This window comes from Flavobacterium pallidum, from assembly GCF_003097535.1.
Lineage (GTDB): Bacteria > Bacteroidota > Bacteroidia > Flavobacteriales > Flavobacteriaceae > Flavobacterium > Flavobacterium pallidum.
The window spans coordinates 3179796-3196717 of the sequence record NZ_CP029187.1; the positions used below are offsets into that span (position 1 = coordinate 3179796).

Genomic DNA, 16922 nt, shown 5'->3' on the forward strand with positions numbered 1-16922 from the left:
TAAGTTTAAGAGATTACTGTTTCACAATTTTTATAGTCCTGACCGTTCCATCAGAAGTAATCTTGATAATATAACCGCCATTTGAAAGGCCCGAAAAATCAATAGTCGTGTTAGTAAGATTTGGCTTGCTTTCCAGTACTTTTTGTCCAAGCAGATTCACAACAGTAATATTGTTTATGATATTTGAATTGGAAAGATGGAGGATATCCTTTACGGGATTCGGATACCAGCTCAATACGTCATTTTCTGTTCCGGGAACAGCTAATGTAGGGCTGATGTTAATATTATCTACAAAAAGCTGCGACTGGTTCGGTTCAGAATAAGCGCGGAAACCAAAGTAATAATCCCCGCTTGCAGGAGGCGTGAATGTCACTATATTCGTAGCAGCCATACCGGAATTAATCTCGGGATGATCTGCAAGTTCATTGACCATGCTTGCTGCATCCGGACTGGTGCCGTACAATACCTGCATGCTTTCGGCATAGTTATCGCTGCTGTTGTTTCCATATTTATACGAAATCTCATATTCAATTCCTTCTGTCAACTGTACTCCCTGTGTAAAGAAGTAAGAATTTGCGTAAGCTGAATTGCCCTGGTATCGTATCACATAACCGTCAAAACCATAACCTGAATCTCCCCAGGTAGTATCCCAACCATTACCGCTGATGGTTTGCGCTGTAAAACATTCCGGAAGATTTGGCAAGCTGACGGACTCAAAATCTTCCGTATACGGTGCGCTCGTAGATAAACAATCCGTGCGGAAAGTCACTGGCCCGATCCATGCCCCGAAGCCGTCAGGACCTCCGCAAACCGAACGTACCCAGACATTATAAAATGTATTATCTTCCAAACCTGAAATCTGGTATGAAGTCTCAGTTATCAATCCGCTTGGCGTCAATGTTGATGGGTCACTCACTGAAACGCCGCCGTAAGTTACCTGCCAGTTTGATTCTCCGTTGCCCTCCCAGGTGATGGTTGCGCCATCTGCATTGGTACCGTTGATGTCTAAACTTGTAACATCAGGACAGGATGGCAATACTTCCCATCGTACATTATCTATAAATGTGGAATTGTAATTGCCTGCAATATTCCTGAAAGCGATATAGGAATCACTACCTGAATAGTTTGTAAAATCGATAACATATTCGTTATAGCCATTGTTGCCAAGCGTTAAAGTCTGGAAGGCTGTATAAGTCGCCTGGCTGTTATTTCCATTCATGGTACCGATCTCAAAAGGGGTATCATTGTTATAAGACAAAGCATAAAACTTCAATCTGTGCGTGCCTGCACCAAGATTATTCAGGTAAGGCGAAACCAACATCACCCAGTCCGTCGGAGCTGAACTATTCGCATGGATCTCAATGGCATTACTACCAAAAGCCATGTCATGGTTTACCGTGCGTACAGCAGCATATTGTCCTAATGTAGGGCCGGCAAGCACCGCCGACCAGCAATCAGGAAGCCCATCGATAGGAGCACCTTCAAATCCTTCACTGAAATTGCCTACCGGAAGACAGGCTGTCCTAAATGATACAGGGCCTATCCATGCACCATTGCCCAGCGCTCCGCCACAAACGGAACGTACCCACACTTTGTAAGGTGTATTTGGCATCAGGCCCGAAAGCACTGTTTCTGAATTTCCGGCAGGAGCCGGGCTGATTGGCGTAAGCACATTTGGATCAGTAACATCCGCCGTGCCATACACCACGTCCCATTGTGTTTCTCCGGCATTGGCATCCCAGTTTACAGCTGCAGCATCAGCAGTCGCGTTCACGGTAATGCTTGATACATCAGCACATAACGGGGTTTGTTCCCAACGGATATCATCCAGATAAATACTGACGTATTGCCCTGATACATGCCTGAAGCCTATGTAATTGTCTGTGCCTGCGTAGTCAGAGAAATCCACTACAAATTCAGCATAGGACGGTGTGAGATTTATGGTTTGGTAATCATTAAAGTTTCCACCGGTTGCCGCACTGTCCAAAGTTCCAACTATCATTGACGTAGGTACATTTGATTTCGCATAAAATTTTACGCGATGTGTACCGGTCGCCACGGTATTAAGGCTCGGCGATACAAGGATAATTTTTGAATCACTAATCCCGTCATTGTCAGACAGCGATACCGCATTGCTGCCACCCGATGCATTGTTTGTGACAACCTGTACCCTGCTGTTGAACATTCCGTTGCCGGCCACTATTGCCGACCAACATTCCGGCAGTGCTCCAAACGCAGTGCTTTCAAAACCTTCGTTTAAGATACTCACGGCATCGCAGGCAGTAGTGAATGTAACGGGATTCATCCAGGCACCATTGCCATCGGCACCGCCGCAAACGGAGCGTACCCACACTTTATAGGCGGTATTTGGCTGCAATCCTGTGATGGTTGCTTCAGGCGAAGTAGGCGCAGGCGATACAGGAGTCAATAAAGCTGGATCATTCAAAGTATCAGAATATACTACATCCCACTGTGTTTCACTATCCCCCGGCTCCCATGCCACGGTAGCAGCGGTTTGTGCTATCGCTGTCATTTCTATATGTCCCAGATCCGGGCACAGCGGAGCCAGTTCCCATCGGATATCATCTACAAATACGGGATTGTATGTGCTTGTATTGGCATGACGGAAGGCAATATGGGTATCTGTCCCGGCATAATCCATAAAGTTTACGGTATGCTCAGTGTAATTGGCATTGGCATTGATGGTCTCGATAAGGTTGAAAGTCCCATCGGAAGTTGTGGTATTAATAGTACCCACCTCAATCGTTACATTACCGTACCCTCTTGTGTAGAATTTCAGCCTGTGGTCACCCGTACCGACAGTCGACAGATCCGGAGAGATCAATAAGATATTGGCGGCGGATGCAGAATTCCCATTGGCAAGCTGTACGGCATTGGGCGCAGAATTTGAAAGGCCATCTATTCCTATATAAGCATCGGTAGCGGCATCCACTTTTAGTGCTGTCCAGCAGGCCGGCAATTCATTATCGGTAATCCCATCGAAATTTTCACTAAATTCGGCAACAGGGCTACAGGCAGCATTGAAATCATACGGACCACGCCACGGGCTGAATTCCGATCCGCAATCTGCCTTTACATAAAACTGATAACGGTTTCCTGCCTCAAGGTCGCTGACTGCATATTGAGGGTTATCAACAACAGAAATCCCTGAATTGGATGATTCCGGTGCCGGAGTTCCTTTTGGCAAAACCATCACCTCCCATGCAGTTTCCGTACCTCCCGGTATCCAGTTAAACGATGCATTGGTTTGCGAAACGCCGCTTATCTGGATATTGGTTGGGAACGGACAGGTGAGTACTGCCGTCACATAAGCTTCAAGGCACCATTCCAGCGTGGCGCAGGCCTCGTCTTCAGCGTAATGAACCCTCGCCGAAGTATTCGGAATTCCAGAAACGGTCAACGGGGACGGCCCGTTCGCCAAAACTTCGTTATTCACATCCGTAACGGTAATGTATTTGGTTACCGATGTACCGTTTGAGGACAGGCTGAAAATATAGTCATTCCCTACGGTTAAATTGGATACTGTCGAAAAATTCCCGGTGTATATGCAACTATTAATTTGCTGTGGATCACCGGAATTGACTGAAACGATAGTCTCAGTAGGATAAGGTACGGTATTGATGCATTGCGCCTTCATACCTGCCGACCAAAAAGCCAGCATCATAAATAAGATTGTAATTTTTTTCATAACAGGTTTTTAAATAGTTTTCCAAAAATAGACGGATTTAAAATCGATTAATTTTATTTTTTAAAAGCTTTGTTTGATTTAAAACAAAACCCGGGAGAAATGCTGTTTTGTCAAACCTTTTTTAAAAAAAATAACAAAATTGCAGTAAGGAGTGTAATTGCTGATCGTGATTACCTGCATTATCAGAACTTCAATTACGCTTAAGCTCATCATAGGCCGTCTTAAACATATTATCGTTTTGAAATTTTATTGTTGCTGATGCTTTTTTGCGCGGCCGACCTGAACCTGTTGATGTCCTCGCTGCGTTTCTTCAGGTGTTTTTGACTGACACCACTATTGACTCTTTTTCGCCAAAGGTTAAAACTACTGCGTTTCAATTGGTTGCGCATCAATGCGATCACATCCGCCTCCGCAGCACCAAACTGTATTTTTATCGCTTCAAAAGGTGTCCTGTCTTCCCAGGCCATTTCGATGATCCGATCGATACTTTCATCGGTTAAATCTAATCTTGCCATGGCCCGAATTTTTCGTTGATGGCTTTGGTCCTGAACTCGAAAATTTGCTGCAGCTGTTTTTTTATCAATACACTGTTTGCTATTCGCCCGATAAATCCGAACGGCGGAATGTAGCTGACGATGTCTGTCATCAATACGCCGCCTGCAATCGCTTCAATTTTATGCTGGTGGTGCCAGAGTTTGTAGGGCCCGGCACGTTGCTCATCGACAAAATACTCACACTCCTTCATGTGGGTGATTTCCGTGACCCACTGCAACGGAATTCCAAGCAGTGGTTTTACGATGTACCGGATAATCATGCCCTGGTAGATTTTCCCCTGGCCTGTACCACCGATTATTTTAAATCCCATATGCGGCGGCGTGATTTCCTTAAGGTTTTCCGGATTTGATATAAATGCCCAGATGGTGTCTAATGCTACTGGTATTTTTTGCTGTTGCGTAAATTGATAAATTGCCATTCTTATATTTTTATTGTGCTGATGCCTCCATCAACATTGAAAACCTGTCCCGTGATCCAACCACTTTTGTCGCTCAGCAAATAGGCTGCCATGTGAGCAATGTCTTCAGGCGTGCCAATTTTCTTCAATGGATGCCGTTGGGCGTTGGCTTCAATTTTTTCAGGCGTATTGAGCAATCCCGCTGCCAACGGCGTATTGGTGATTGATGGCGCGATGCAGTTGATCCTTATGGTTGGGGCCAGCTCTGCCGACAGCGCTTTGGTCAATCCTTCTACCGCGCCTTTATTGGTGCTTACGATACTGTGGAAATTAAACCCGGTTTTCACAGCGACCGTGCTGAACAAAACGATGCTTGGCGCGTTGCTTTTCTTTAGCCTTGACAAGCAGGACTGGATGCACCGGACCGCGCCCAACACCTGTAGGTTGTAATCCTCAAGGAAGTCTTCGTCCTTTGCCCTGGAAAAGGGCTTCAGGTTTATGGCGCCCGGGCAATATACCAGGCCGTCTAAAACCTCAGGAAGGAAGGAATAATCGTTATTGCCGTCCAGTACATCCAGGTGATGCAATGTGAGGTTGTGATGACCGGAAATACTGCCGTTTTTAAAGAATGTCCCATAAATCCTATGGTCTTCAGCTAACAGTCCGCTTAGTGTTTTTCCGATTCCGGAGGAACTTCCGACAATGAGTATGTTTTTCATTTTATACAATATGTGATCAATTATTGAAGCTGTTTACGAAGTTACGAATAGTATTCAATATTGTTTAACTGAATTTAAAAATAGATGAACAAATAAAAATATATTATCTGCAATGACGTGTGCAAGCTGTATTATAAATAGGCATAAAGCTGTTTTAGTAAGTTTTTTAATAAATATACCAATTGGTATTTATTAATATTTTTTTAATATATTTGCCAAAAGACTTCCGTTTCATGGCATTATCAAAAGCAGAACGCACCCGGCAATTTATCATTGAAAAAACAGCACCTGTCTTCAATTCGAAAGGCTATTCCGGCACGTCAATAAATGATATTACAGCAGTTACTGGCCTCACAAAAGGCAGCATTTACGGTAATTTTGAAAATAAAGATGATGTAGCATTAGCCGTTTTCGATTACAATTTCGGCAAGATCGTTTCATACCTGAGGCAGAAGATCGAAGCGAAGGATTCCGTCATCGATAAGCTACTGGTCTACCCCGAAGTGTATCGGAATTTCCTTGATATCCCTTTCCTCGAAGCGGGCTGTCCTGTACTCAATACCGCTACCGAAGCTGACGATACACATCCTTTATTGCGCAGGAAAGTGGTAGCCGCCCTACAGCTTTGGAAAACAGCTGTAGAAAATCATTTAACCAAGGGGATAGATTCTAAAGAAATCAAGGCTGACACCAACATTACTGAATTTACCGCCGTATTGATGTGCCTCATTGAAGGCGCGGTAATGCAATCGAAAGCCTATGGTACGCCGGCTATGCTTCACCATACGATGAACTACCTCGAGCGTATTATCAGGAATTTAAAAGCCTGATTTTTTTTAAATAAAAAAATACCGATTGGTATAATACATTCAAAATGTAACATTCTAAATACTTTCTCTTATGAAAAACATTACCAAAATTATCTTATCCTGTCTGAGTGCAACAGCATTACAGGCACAAACCGCAAAAATCATCACCGGATTCCATCATGTTGAAAGCGTAGCTGCTTCCGATGGTTTCCTTTTTGCAGCAGACATTGGTCCGGTACTTGAACCGCTCACCAAAGACGGCGATGGCAAAATCATCAAAATGGACCGAAACGGAAATATCCTTGACAGGGATTTTGCAAAAGAAACCCTGAACGCGCCGAAAGGACTCGCCATTTACAAAAACATTTTATACGCCGCCGACATCGACAGGATTGTGGCCTTCGATATCAGTTCCGGGGAGAAATTATACGAAATAGATTTGAGTAAAGACTCTGGTTTCCTGAACGATATCGCCATTTGGAATGAAGAAACGCTGTTCGTTTCGGCGACAGATAAAAGCAAGTTGTTCCAGGTAAACCTTACCACAAAAACTTATGAAGAATTCAAAACTTCAGCTCCAATACCCGGTATTAATGGATTATTCTGCCGGAAAAATGCCAACAGATTGTATGCAAATGGTTTCGGGACCGACAACCAGCCAAATGGCATCGTAGGTTATATCAATCTGAAAGACCATTCATTTACCCTAATCAATATGCCAAAAGGCTATTATGATGGCATTGCAGTGAAAAATGGCACTGTATTTACAAGTGATTGGGTCGCCTTTGAAAACAAAGGGGTTGTGCGTGAAACTTTGGCACACGGTACAAACAAGGCTTCACTCACCACCAAAACGCTGCGCATCCCGGGCCCTGCCGACTTTATCATTTCCGCCAACGAAATGATTGTACCGGCCATGCTCACCGGAGAGATTTTTATTTTCAATATCAACTAAACCAAATACCATATATCATGGAAAAAAATCCTTCTTCAAAATACAAAATCCGCTTCAACGATTGTGATCTTTTCGGGCACCTCAACAATTCCCGTTACCTGGATTACCTCATCAATGCAAGGGAAGATCACCTGCTCGAACATTATGCATTTGACCTTACAACCTGGTACAAAAAAGGGGTCGGCTGGGTTGTCGGCAGCCATGAGATTGCATATGCAAGTCCTGCGGTATACAATGAGATCGTCACGATACAATCCGCATTATTGCATGCCGACAGCCATTTCCTGCATGTCGAAACCGTCATGATGAATACTGAATGTAGCCAATTAAAGGCAATCATGCGCACCAGGCTCATCCCTATCGATACAAAAACAGGCAAAAAGGAGATGCATTCTGCTGAATTCATGAGCTGGGTAAAAACCCTGGAAAACCATACTATTCCAAACGACATTAGCCTGCAGCAGCGCGTCGCCGAACTCCGGATGGCACTAAAAAGCGGCGCTGTGAGGACGTTTTGAAATTTTACAATTTGTAAAAGGAAACCGCTTTTTCCGTAACTTCGCTTTTGCCTTAATATATTGACCGCAACATATTTTGGCACACTTAAACGCCGAAAAATTAACTTTACGCCAAATGAACTGGAATGCAAAACCCATACTGCACAAAGGCACAGCGCGCATTGCAGTGTCTTTTGAAAGACGAAATGAAGCCTTACTTACCATCGTTACCGCTACTCCGGACGCGTTGTGGAGCCAGTCGAAAAAAACCTGGCACCTGCCGGATACGGCTGAAAACCGCAATCGTTTCGGGCTGACTGAAGCGACAGGAAAATCGGTTCTTGCGTTGATAGCACCTCAAAGTCAACGGGTGCTTGAGCGTTTTGTAGAGCAGCTCAGGCTTATGGGCTACAGCCATCATACTATTCGTAAATACCGTGCAGATTTTGGAGATTTCCTGTATTGGATTAAAGCTACACCGCCACAGGAATGTGATGCAGAAAAGGTACGTTCCTATTTCGTGCATTGCCTGATTGAAAAACGGCAAAGCGAAGCGTTGATTCACAGTCGAATGAATGCACTGAAATTTTATTATGTAAGCATGCTGCACCGTGAGCGGTTTTTTATTGACATTCCAAGGCCCAAGAAACCCCACAAGCTGCCAAAAGTGATCCCGGTGGAAATCATCAAAAAACTTTTTGAGCAGACCATAAATTTAAAGCACAATACAATCTTAAAACTCTGTTATGGCATGGGACTGCGTGTCTCAGAAGTGGCCGGCCTCGCAATCCCGGACATTGATAGCCGCAACATGCAGGTTTTGGTCGAACATGGAAAGGGCAAAAAAGAGCGTTATGTGAACCTGCCGGAAAGTATTTTAGGCCAGTTGCGTGATTATTATAAAGAATATCGCCCCAAGCATTATTTATTCGAAGGAGCAGATGGCGGGCAGTATTCGATCCGGACAATACAGCACATTTTTAGGGAATCAATGAAAAAGACCGGTTACAACCGAAAGGTTGGAATCCACAGCCTGCGGCACAGCTTTGCGACCCATTTGCTGGAACAGGGAACGGATATACGGTTTATACAAGAACTTTTAGGGCATAATAATATCAAGACCACGTTATTATATACCGAAGTGAGCGACAACAGCATCCGTAAAATCATAAGTCCGTTAGACAAGCTTTAATAAAAACGTTATATTTGGACACCGGATACACTTGAGATATCATTTTATGCAATGCGTATTTGTATATATCAGCAACAAAAATGGGATTTTTTAGATTTTGGTTGCGTGTATTTGGTAGTTAGCTGTGATTTCAATGCGAACGAACGTAATTTGTAAGAATAATTTAATATATTTGTAGGAGTATTTAAAATCTAAACTACATGACTACCTACATTCCTTATAATTTCAATACAAAAGAAAATGTGACAAGACTTAATTTCGATGCAAAGATTACCAATGTTATTGCAGATATAAAAAAAGAGTATGAGCTGACGGACGAAAATATAAAACTTGCCAGACACACATCTAATTACAAAAATCCGGTTGAAAAACAAATTTTTGAAGGCGACTTAATTGTGTACGCAATAAAGCAAAATGGTAAATTACTTTCATCCTTGAATTGTTTTATAAGTAATTCCAACGATTACATGGAGATAAACAGTTATCAATAAGAAACCACAGCTAACAGCGGTTTCACGCAATTGCTGCTTCTCTTGTAAAATGAACCAACTTTTTCCATAACTTCGTTTTGTCCAGCCGAGAGTACTCAGTTCCAGAAGCCGCAACTGACGTGAAGCCGCCGGACGTTATATGCCATAGGCCCAGTTTGCGGTGATGAAAACCTTTAAATTTTTCTACTTGCAATTCTTTTTTATAATTAATGTAATAATTTATAAATAGTCAATCTCTTTCCTTATAATATTTTTTTCCGACCTTTATAGAGTTAACTTTTAAACTTTGGTTATGAGAATTTTTATGCCAATTATAATGACACTGATTTTCGTGTGTTATGTACTTTACTTAGCTTTCATTAGAAAAGAATTTAAAAGTAAGTTGAAAACTGAGGTTTTGCCTGGAGCATTTTTCATTTTGGTTTGGGGTTTGTGCTATTTTGCATTTTTTATATAATTTGGTATTAAATAAAATCCATCTACGGCATATAACAGCGGTTTCACGCAATTGCTGCTTCTCTTGTAAAATGAACGACCTTTTTCCATAACTTCGTTCCGTCCAGCCGAAAATACTCAGCTTCGAAAGCCGCAACTGACGTGAAGCCGCCGGACGTTATGCGCCAGTTTTCGGCGCACGAAAACGTTACGTGTAATATAAACTTAAATGTAGTTTCATCTTAAAATCTTTTAAATCCATTATTCCTAGAATAGCACGTTAATGAAGACTAAAACATTTAATACTCTTACTTCAATTTCAATGGTGTTAACTTCTACTGTACTTGTAATTGAAGTCGTGAAGTTTATAAGTAACGGTTTTTATTTAGACCCTGGGATTTTCATATTAATGCTATTAGCTTTAATGCCAATTGCGTCTAAATTTTACCATCAAAAAAAATCAATTAAACTAAATAACCTCCAATATAAGGCACTCTTTTCAGTAAATTCAATCCTAATATTATTGATGATTTGGAAGATTGTTTTAACCTTTACAAAATAAACTAAAGTCAATAAAACCGGCACATAACAGCGGTTTCACGCAATTGCTGTTCACGTTGTAAAATGAACCACCTTTTTCCATAACTTCGTTCTGTCCAGCCGAGAGTACTCAGCTTCGAAAGCCGCAACTGACGTGAAGCCGCCGGACGTTATATGTGGGTCGCTCCGCTCGCCTAATGAACGTTTCTCGTATGTTGAAAAGTTCGGCTTGTGTTTGAGTAAATTTGACTTTTCTCCTATTTTTTCACGGCTCAACTTTGTGGTTACGTTGTGTTAGTGTCGCCGGAAAATTCGTCATTTTTGTTTACGTTTCTTGTCGCCGAGAGTTCTCTGCGAGACTTAATCGGAACTTAATTGTTTGTCAAAATGTTTGTGTTGAATTGCGATGAGAAAACTGTGCGTGTTTAACTTCAATTTTTCAAAAAACATAACGGAGCAGAATTACTTTGTGGCTACTTTGCGTGATTTTGCTGATGTGTCACGACCCATATAACACCGGTTTCACGCAATTGCTACTTGCCTTGTAAAATGAATCACCTTTTTCCATAACTTCGTTCTGTCCAGCCGAGAGTACTCAGTTCCAAAAGCCGCAACTGACGTGAAGCCGCCGGACGTTACAGGCCATAGCTCCGCGCCTCTGAAAGAACGATTTCCCTAAATTGAACAGTTCGGCTTGTGTTTGAGTAAATTTGACTTCTCTTCTATTTTTCACGGAGCAGCTTTGTGGTTACGTTGTGTTAGTGTCGCCTGGAAAATTGTCGTTTTATTTTCGCATCTCTTCGCCTAGAGTTCTCCGCTGGACGCAATCAGGCGCAATAGCTGTCGAAAGTCTTTATCAATCTTCTTTGCTCGAAATGTATCCAAAATCTGTTGCGTTGAATTGCGATAACTTAAATTTTAAGAAACTTAAAGACTAAAGCAGAATTTCTTTGTGGTTACTTTGTGTGATTTTGCAACTGTGTCGCGACGGCCTGTAACAGCGGTTTCACGCAATTGCTACTTACCTTGTAAAATGAACGACCTTTTTCCATAACTTCGTTCTGTCCAGCCGAGAATACTCAGTTCCAAAAGCCGCAACTGACGTGAAGCCGCCGGACGTTATATGCCATTGACGGCGCGCGTAGAAAATCTTGCGTAAATTTGGAAATTTCAAAAAAAGTAATAACTTTGTGGTTACAAAAAATAATGCTATGGATATTTCTGTAATACCAATTGGAAACTCAAAAGGAATTCGTTTATCGAAAACTTTACTTGAAAAATATAATATCACAGATAAAGTTGAACTTATTCTGGAGAAAGGTTACATCATTTTAAAACCTAAATCTGAACCGCGAACTGGTTGGGAAAAAGCTTTTAAAAAAATGCACGAAAATGGCGATGACAACTTGCTAATCCATGACGCTTTCGAAGACGAAAATCTTGAAGAATGGATTTAAGGCAATATCAAATCGTTTTAGTAAATCTTGATCCAACAATCGGAAGTGAAATGAAGAAAACACGTCCGTGCGTTATCATTTCTCCGAATGAAATGAATAAATATCTCAATACAATTGTTATCGCTCCTATGACAAGCAGTTCAAAACCTTATCCAACCAGGGTCGAGGTGAATCATGATAAGAAAACTGGCTGGATTGTGCTTGATCAAATTCGAACTGTTGACAGGCGAAGAATTATCAAAGTGCTGGGCAATTTATCTGAAAAAGAATTCGAAAAAGTGAAGGAAGTTTTGCGAGAGACATTTGTAGATTAAATTTCAACGGCATATAACAGCGGTTTCACGCAATTGCTACTTTCCTTGTAAAATGAACCACCTTTTTCCATAAATTCGTTCTGTCCAGCCGAGAGTACTCAGCTTCGAAAGCCGCAACTGACGTGAAGCCGCCGGACGTTAGGCGATATTTATAAAAACGACATCAAACATAGAGAATAATGGCACTTCAAGATGAAATCGAATTAAAAGCAAAACAAATACATACTGACGGATATTCATTGTCTATCGGAGAATTAATGTCTTTATATAGAGATAGAGAAATTGATATACATCCTGAATTTCAGAGATTTTTTCGATGGTCACCAAATCAAAAAACTAAATTAATTGAATCAATTCTGTTAGGCATTCCTATTCCTCCAATATTTGTTTCTCAAAGAGAAGATGGAGTTTGGGATGTTATTGATGGCCTACAGCGTTTATCTACCATTTTAGAGTTTTCTGGTTTGCTTCGAGATAGCGAAGGTAATATCAAAGCAGCAAGCAAGCTTAATGGCACAGATTACTTGCCATCTTTGGAGGGAAAATATTGGCAAAAAGACGATGATTTGCCTAATTCATTTGACCAAACTCAAAGACTCATCATTAAGAGATCAAAATTGGGTGTTCAAATTATTAAAAAGGAAAGTGACAAAGACACAAAATTTGAACTTTTTCAAAGATTAAATACTGGCGGCACAGCATTAACAGAACAAGAAATCAGAAACTGCATTTTGGTAATGATCAATAAAGATTTTTACACTTGGCTATCTGAATTAAGCCAAAGTCCAAATTTCCAATCTGTATTGCCTATTTCTGACCGAGCAGTTGAAGAACAATATGATGTTGAATTAGCTTTAAGATATTTTGTTTACAAGTCGATTACACTTGAAGAAGTAAATTCCACTAAAGATATTGGTAAACTTTTAACGGACAAAATGGTGGAATTCGCATCGGATGAAAATTTTGATTACGAAGGAGAAAAAGCGAATTTTGATAAGGTATTTGAATTATTGAATTCGGCACTCGGAGAAGATGCTTTTAGAAAATGGGAACCACAAAAAAATAAGTTCACTGGTGCATTTTCAATTTCATTATTTGAAGTAATCGTCACTGGTTTTGGTAAAAATAGCGAACTATATAATAATACAGCTGAAAGCCAAGCTGAATTGGCGGAAAAAATAAAATCCATAAGTTTGAATCAGGTATTTATCGACAATTCCGGTAATGGTAAAAGAGCGTCAACCAGATTGCCTCACTTTTTGCCTTTAGGAACTCAGATTTTTGGGAATGAAAATTAGAACTGTAGAGGAATTACAAAATCGTTTAGATGATGATTTTGCTTGGAGACGAAAAGAACTTACAAATATTTACACAAATGTCAGTTCTTCGAAACCAAAGCAAATGAATACCAACATTCGAATTGGTGTTGTGATGCTTTATGCGCATTGGGAGGGATTTATCAAAAATGCTGCAGAAACATATCTAATCTTTGTTTCTAGTAAGAAACTAACATATAATCAATTATCAAATAATTTCATTGCACTCTCATTAAAAGCTAAATTATCTGTTTTTCAAGAAACGAATAAAAATACACTTCATACTCAGTTGGTAGATTTTCTACTTGGAAATTTGGATATCCGAGCTCAAGTTCCTACGGAAAATGTGATCAAGACACAATCAAATCTCAATTCAAATATTTTAAAAGAGATACTTTCAATTATAGGTGTTAGTTACGATCAATTCGAATTGAAAGAAAAATTTATTGATACTCAATTATTAAATATTCGTAATTCTGTAGCCCATGGACAAAACCCAGATATGGATGAAATTGAGTTTTCTGAACTTTACACTGAGATTACATCGTTGATGAATTCAATAAAAACTGAGATTGCGAATAATGCAACACTTTTAAATTACAAAAAAGTAAACATCGCCTAACAGCGGTTTCACGCAATTGCTACTTTTCTTGTAAAATGAACTTCTTTTTTCCATAACTTCGTTTTGTCCAGCCGAGAGTACTCAGTTCCAAAAGCCGCAACTGACGTGAAGCCGCCGGACGTTAGCTGCTAGCTTTTGAGAATCCCGCAAATATTGAATTTATGAAGTTAATTATAACGTTTTTTTGTTTCTTATTTCCTTTATTATTGTTTAGTCAAACACTGTCAATTGATGCTCACAAAAAGTTTGCTGACAGTATTGTGAATCATATCGAAGAAGAAAGAATAGATGGTGTTATTAGATATTCTCATGGAAGAAAAGACGGGAAACAAATCAGAGAGCTTATGACAAATACTCTCATTCTAAAAAACCTAAATAAAACGATAAGAATATGCTATCGTGAGCGACATCCTGAAACCGATGAAGAATTAAATATCTATTTCTTAGATGATAAACTTATTTATGCTGAAAAGGTAACATGGCGAAAAAAGAAATTTTTTAAGCAGATTTTCTATTATGAAAATGAATCTCTGATACATTCTGAAAATTCGAAAGAAGCAGGTTTAGATAGTATAGATGTTTTAATTGAAGCTCGAAGTCTATTTAAGCAAGCCAGCAGCTAACAGCGGTTTCACGCAATTGCTGCTTCCTTTGTGAAATGAGACATCTTTTTCCATAACTTCGTTCTGTCCAGCCGAGAGTACTCAGCTTCGAAAGCCGCAACTGACGTGAAGCCGCCGGACGTTACCTGCAAGCGCTACAAAAATCGCGTAAAATCAAATTATGGAGATAGGAAAACAATTTAATAGTTTGGGGTTTGAAGATTATTTTTTTTATATCGATAATTATAAAAAATATTCTGACTTTAATACTTTGGGATTATATCGTTCACTTTCAGAAAATGAAAAACTTAATCTCGAACAGAAAATTTCCATTAGAGATTATGCAAACAAAATATTTGAAAAGACATTTAATTTTTTGCAAGTAAAAGATCCCTGGACGTACATAAAGGTACAAACTCTAGGATTAGAACTAACACATGGTGACAAGGAAGAAATGTGGCGTAAAATATTTATAAATCAGGAAAAAATATTGCGCGAAAAAAGAATAAAACACAAAAATTTCGGAGAATATTCAAAGCATAACTGTGGTTACGAAACATGTCCTATGAATGGCATAATGATTAAGCAAGGCTCATTTATGGCCGAGTACGAAATGTGTATTGGAAATATCAATAGATATGTACAAAAACAAAAGTCTGAAACAAGAAAATCAGAAAGAAAAAGCGAAAGCCAAATTATTAATAACGAATTGGATTTAGAATAATGCGCCAGCAGGTAACAGCGGTTTCACGCAATTGCTACTTACCGTGTACAATGAACTTCTTTTTTCCATAACTTCGTTCTGTCCACGCCGAGAGTACTCGGTTCCAAATGCCGCAACTGACGTGAAGCCGCCGGACGTTATGTGTGATTTTTGAAAAACCTTGTCCGAAATTTGGAAAGTTACCAAAATTTGGTAATTTTACAGAAATGAAAAGTCATGGGAAAGAATACTTCAATATCACTCGGAAATCACTTCGAACATTTCGTTGAAAACACAATTGCGCATGGCAGATTCAAAAATGCAAGCGAAGTTGTTCGCGCCGGACTGCGCCTTTTGGAAGATGAAGAAAATCGAGTTGTAATGCTTCGAAATTCAATTGAGGAAGGAATTAAAAGTGGAAGAGCAGAAAACTTTGATTCTCAAAAATTTCTTGCTCAATTGAAAGCCAGCAAAAAAGCGAATGGCTAAATTTCATCTTTTATATAGAGCTGTTGATGATCTTGCGGATATTTGGGATTATACTTATGATGAATGGTCAGAAAGACAAGCTGACAAATATTATCAATTGCTTCTCGATAGTTGCCAAGAAATAGCTGAGAATCCAAATATCGGAAAATCGTACAATCAAATTGTGAATAATCTGTTTGGCTATAAATCTGGCGAACATTTAATTTTCTATCTTGTAGTTGACGTACAGGAAATTGAAGTGGTTAGAATATTACACGGTAGTATGGATTTAAAGAAAAAGTTTCAATAATTAAAACCACACATAACAGCGGTTTCACGCAATTGCTACTCACTTTGTAAAATGAACGACCTTTTTCCATAACTTCGTCTTGTCCAGCCGAGAATACTCAGTTCCAAAAGCCGCAACTGACGTGAAGCCGCCGGACGTTAGCAGCAAATCTTAAACAACCGGACGTAAATGAACCCAATATTTGAACACAAACCTGAAACTGGAATTGGATATTGTAAAGAAGATTTTTTAAATAATTTTTTACATATATGTGAAAAGCATAAAAACCAAAAGAGAGCCAAGTCATTTGCTTTGATTCTATACGATTTTCATAATAAAGCATTAAGAAATCTTATCAAGGATTTTGGAGCGTTTATAAAACTTGACAGGCTTTCCGGAAAAGATATTTCTGTATTTTATCTCGATTCTGAAAATCAGAGTTCAATTGCTACCTTTAATTATATATTCTCTAATGCTTTTGAAGTTGATGAAAATACAAAAAAGCCTTTCGTCATTTTCTTCAACGTAAAAGACGATGATGTCAAAGATGTAAATATTATTGAACTTGAACAATCAAATTTACTTTTAGCTTTTCAAGAACTACATAGCACTTTTGAGAACTATCTTATGTGTTTAAACGATAAAAATGCTGAATCAATGAAACCGAAATTCTTAAAAATTGTTTCTAAAGTCGGTAGTATTTCACTCGACAAATTAATGGGAATTTTATTGGAAGTAGGTGCAAAAAAATTAGGGATAGACATATAGATCTGCTGCTAACAGCGGTTTCACGCAATTGCTACTTCTCTTGTAAAATGAACCACCTTTTTCCATAACTTCGTTTTGTCCAGC

The 16922-nt window shown here is 39.6% G+C and carries 18 protein-coding genes; 14 read left to right on the top strand and 4 right to left on the bottom strand.

The annotated features are described in order from the left end of the window. Nucleotides 1–13: 13 nt before the first annotated feature. The 4 genes from HYN49_RS13300 to HYN49_RS13315 all read right to left on the bottom strand — a co-directional run bounded on the left by HYN49_RS13300 (nucleotide 14) and on the right by HYN49_RS13315 (nucleotide 5380). Nucleotides 14–3709, bottom strand: a complete 3696-nt coding sequence (locus HYN49_RS13300; protein WP_108904571.1) for a T9SS-dependent choice-of-anchor J family protein — start codon at nucleotides 3707–3709, stop codon at nucleotides 14–16. A gap of 230 nt (nucleotides 3710–3939) precedes the next feature. After that, entirely contained in the window at nucleotides 3940–4224 is a 285-nt protein-coding gene (locus HYN49_RS13305; protein ID WP_108904572.1) for a TIGR03643 family protein, read from the bottom strand. Then, on the bottom strand, nucleotides 4212–4682 hold the full coding sequence (locus tag HYN49_RS13310; protein WP_108904573.1) for an SRPBCC family protein: 471 nt from the start codon (nucleotides 4680–4682) through the stop codon (nucleotides 4212–4214). The genes HYN49_RS13305 and HYN49_RS13310 overlap by 13 nt, the downstream gene beginning before the upstream one ends. A gap of 2 nt (nucleotides 4683–4684) precedes the next feature. Next, nucleotides 4685–5380 carry an SDR family NAD(P)-dependent oxidoreductase gene (locus HYN49_RS13315; RefSeq protein ID WP_108904574.1) on the bottom strand — a complete coding sequence of 232 codons (696 nt, stop codon included), beginning with the start codon at nucleotides 5378–5380 and terminating at the stop codon, nucleotides 4685–4687. Nucleotides 5381–5613: 233 nt separating this feature from the next. On the opposite strand from HYN49_RS13315, the gene HYN49_RS13320 reads away from it, so the two are divergent. The 14 genes from HYN49_RS13320 (at nucleotide 5614) to HYN49_RS13390 (ending at nucleotide 16838) form a co-directional block, all read left to right on the top strand. Then, nucleotides 5614–6210, top strand: coding sequence for a TetR/AcrR family transcriptional regulator (locus HYN49_RS13320; protein WP_108904575.1), 597 nt, complete (start codon nucleotides 5614–5616; stop codon nucleotides 6208–6210). 70 nt (nucleotides 6211–6280) lie between these two features. Continuing rightward, nucleotides 6281–7144 (top strand): NHL repeat-containing protein, encoded by an 864-nt coding sequence (locus tag HYN49_RS13325; RefSeq protein ID WP_108904576.1) that lies wholly within the window; start codon nucleotides 6281–6283, stop codon nucleotides 7142–7144. A gap of 17 nt (nucleotides 7145–7161) precedes the next feature. Continuing rightward, nucleotides 7162–7662, top strand: a complete 501-nt coding sequence (locus HYN49_RS13330) for an acyl-CoA thioesterase (protein WP_108904577.1) — start codon at nucleotides 7162–7164, stop codon at nucleotides 7660–7662. 115 nt (nucleotides 7663–7777) lie between these two features. Beyond that, nucleotides 7778–8833 carry a tyrosine-type recombinase/integrase gene (locus HYN49_RS13335; RefSeq protein WP_108904578.1) on the top strand — a complete coding sequence of 352 codons (1056 nt, stop codon included), beginning with the start codon at nucleotides 7778–7780 and terminating at the stop codon, nucleotides 8831–8833. Between the two features lie 200 nt (nucleotides 8834–9033). Beyond that, on the top strand, nucleotides 9034–9324 hold the full coding sequence (locus tag HYN49_RS13340; RefSeq protein WP_108904579.1) for a hypothetical protein: 291 nt from the start codon (nucleotides 9034–9036) through the stop codon (nucleotides 9322–9324). Between the two features lie 2186 nt (nucleotides 9325–11510). Further along, nucleotides 11511–11756 carry an AbrB/MazE/SpoVT family DNA-binding domain-containing protein gene (locus tag HYN49_RS13350; protein ID WP_108905084.1) on the top strand — a complete coding sequence of 82 codons (246 nt, stop codon included), beginning with the start codon at nucleotides 11511–11513 and terminating at the stop codon, nucleotides 11754–11756. After that, a complete protein-coding gene (locus tag HYN49_RS13355) occupies nucleotides 11747–12070 on the top strand; it encodes a type II toxin-antitoxin system PemK/MazF family toxin (RefSeq protein WP_108904581.1) in 324 nt (107 codons plus the stop codon). Before HYN49_RS13350 ends, HYN49_RS13355 begins: the two co-directional genes overlap by 10 nt. 179 nt (nucleotides 12071–12249) lie before the next feature. Further along, nucleotides 12250–13368 carry a DUF262 domain-containing protein gene (locus HYN49_RS13360; RefSeq protein ID WP_108904582.1) on the top strand — a complete coding sequence of 373 codons (1119 nt, stop codon included), beginning with the start codon at nucleotides 12250–12252 and terminating at the stop codon, nucleotides 13366–13368. Beyond that, nucleotides 13358–14008, top strand: a complete 651-nt coding sequence (locus tag HYN49_RS13365) for an MAE_28990/MAE_18760 family HEPN-like nuclease (RefSeq protein ID WP_108904583.1) — start codon at nucleotides 13358–13360, stop codon at nucleotides 14006–14008. The genes HYN49_RS13360 and HYN49_RS13365 overlap by 11 nt, the downstream gene beginning before the upstream one ends. 161 nt (nucleotides 14009–14169) lie before the next feature. Further along, nucleotides 14170–14631: a hypothetical protein gene (locus tag HYN49_RS13370; RefSeq protein ID WP_108904584.1), complete on the top strand. Its 462-nt coding sequence runs from the start codon at nucleotides 14170–14172 to the stop codon at nucleotides 14629–14631. Nucleotides 14632–14791: 160 nt separating this feature from the next. Next, entirely contained in the window at nucleotides 14792–15334 is a 543-nt protein-coding gene (locus HYN49_RS13375; protein ID WP_108904585.1) for a hypothetical protein, read from the top strand. Nucleotides 15335–15550: 216 nt separating this feature from the next. Then, entirely contained in the window at nucleotides 15551–15802 is a 252-nt protein-coding gene (locus HYN49_RS13380) for a type II toxin-antitoxin system ParD family antitoxin (RefSeq protein WP_108904586.1), read from the top strand. Next, a complete protein-coding gene (locus HYN49_RS13385; RefSeq protein WP_108904587.1) occupies nucleotides 15795–16091 on the top strand; it encodes a type II toxin-antitoxin system RelE/ParE family toxin in 297 nt (98 codons plus the stop codon). The genes HYN49_RS13380 and HYN49_RS13385 overlap by 8 nt, the downstream gene beginning before the upstream one ends. A gap of 168 nt (nucleotides 16092–16259) precedes the next feature. Then, nucleotides 16260–16838: a hypothetical protein gene (locus HYN49_RS13390; protein WP_108904588.1), complete on the top strand. Its 579-nt coding sequence runs from the start codon at nucleotides 16260–16262 to the stop codon at nucleotides 16836–16838. Nucleotides 16839–16922 lie beyond the last annotated feature (84 nt).

Excerpts from the sequence above, each read along its gene's own strand:
- HYN49_RS13385 (WP_108904587.1), top strand. The coding sequence starts at position 15,795 with ATGGCTAAATTTCATCTTTTATATAGAGCTGTTGATGATCTTGCGGAT.
- HYN49_RS13375 (WP_108904585.1), top strand. The coding sequence starts at position 14,792 with ATGGAGATAGGAAAACAATTTAATAGTTTGGGGTTTGAAGATTATTTT.
- HYN49_RS13315 (WP_108904574.1), bottom strand. The coding sequence starts at position 5,380 with ATGAAAAACATACTCATTGTCGGAAGTTCCTCCGGAATCGGAAAAACA.
- HYN49_RS13355 (WP_108904581.1), top strand. The coding sequence starts at position 11,747 with ATGGATTTAAGGCAATATCAAATCGTTTTAGTAAATCTTGATCCAACA.
- HYN49_RS13305 (WP_108904572.1), bottom strand. The coding sequence starts at position 4,224 with ATGGCAAGATTAGATTTAACCGATGAAAGTATCGATCGGATCATCGAA.
- HYN49_RS13325 (WP_108904576.1), top strand. The coding sequence starts at position 6,281 with ATGAAAAACATTACCAAAATTATCTTATCCTGTCTGAGTGCAACAGCA.
- HYN49_RS13320 (WP_108904575.1), top strand. The coding sequence starts at position 5,614 with ATGGCATTATCAAAAGCAGAACGCACCCGGCAATTTATCATTGAAAAA.
- HYN49_RS13370 (WP_108904584.1), top strand. The coding sequence starts at position 14,170 with ATGAAGTTAATTATAACGTTTTTTTGTTTCTTATTTCCTTTATTATTG.
- HYN49_RS13335 (WP_108904578.1), top strand. The coding sequence starts at position 7,778 with ATGAACTGGAATGCAAAACCCATACTGCACAAAGGCACAGCGCGCATT.
- HYN49_RS13340 (WP_108904579.1), top strand. The coding sequence starts at position 9,034 with ATGACTACCTACATTCCTTATAATTTCAATACAAAAGAAAATGTGACA.
- HYN49_RS13360 (WP_108904582.1), top strand. The coding sequence starts at position 12,250 with ATGGCACTTCAAGATGAAATCGAATTAAAAGCAAAACAAATACATACT.
- HYN49_RS13300 (WP_108904571.1), bottom strand. The coding sequence starts at position 3,709 with ATGAAAAAAATTACAATCTTATTTATGATGCTGGCTTTTTGGTCGGCA.
- HYN49_RS13350 (WP_108905084.1), top strand. The coding sequence starts at position 11,511 with ATGGATATTTCTGTAATACCAATTGGAAACTCAAAAGGAATTCGTTTA.
- HYN49_RS13330 (WP_108904577.1), top strand. The coding sequence starts at position 7,162 with ATGGAAAAAAATCCTTCTTCAAAATACAAAATCCGCTTCAACGATTGT.
- HYN49_RS13380 (WP_108904586.1), top strand. The coding sequence starts at position 15,551 with ATGGGAAAGAATACTTCAATATCACTCGGAAATCACTTCGAACATTTC.
- HYN49_RS13310 (WP_108904573.1), bottom strand. The coding sequence starts at position 4,682 with ATGGCAATTTATCAATTTACGCAACAGCAAAAAATACCAGTAGCATTA.
- HYN49_RS13365 (WP_108904583.1), top strand. The coding sequence starts at position 13,358 with ATGAAAATTAGAACTGTAGAGGAATTACAAAATCGTTTAGATGATGAT.
- HYN49_RS13390 (WP_108904588.1), top strand. The coding sequence starts at position 16,260 with ATGAACCCAATATTTGAACACAAACCTGAAACTGGAATTGGATATTGT.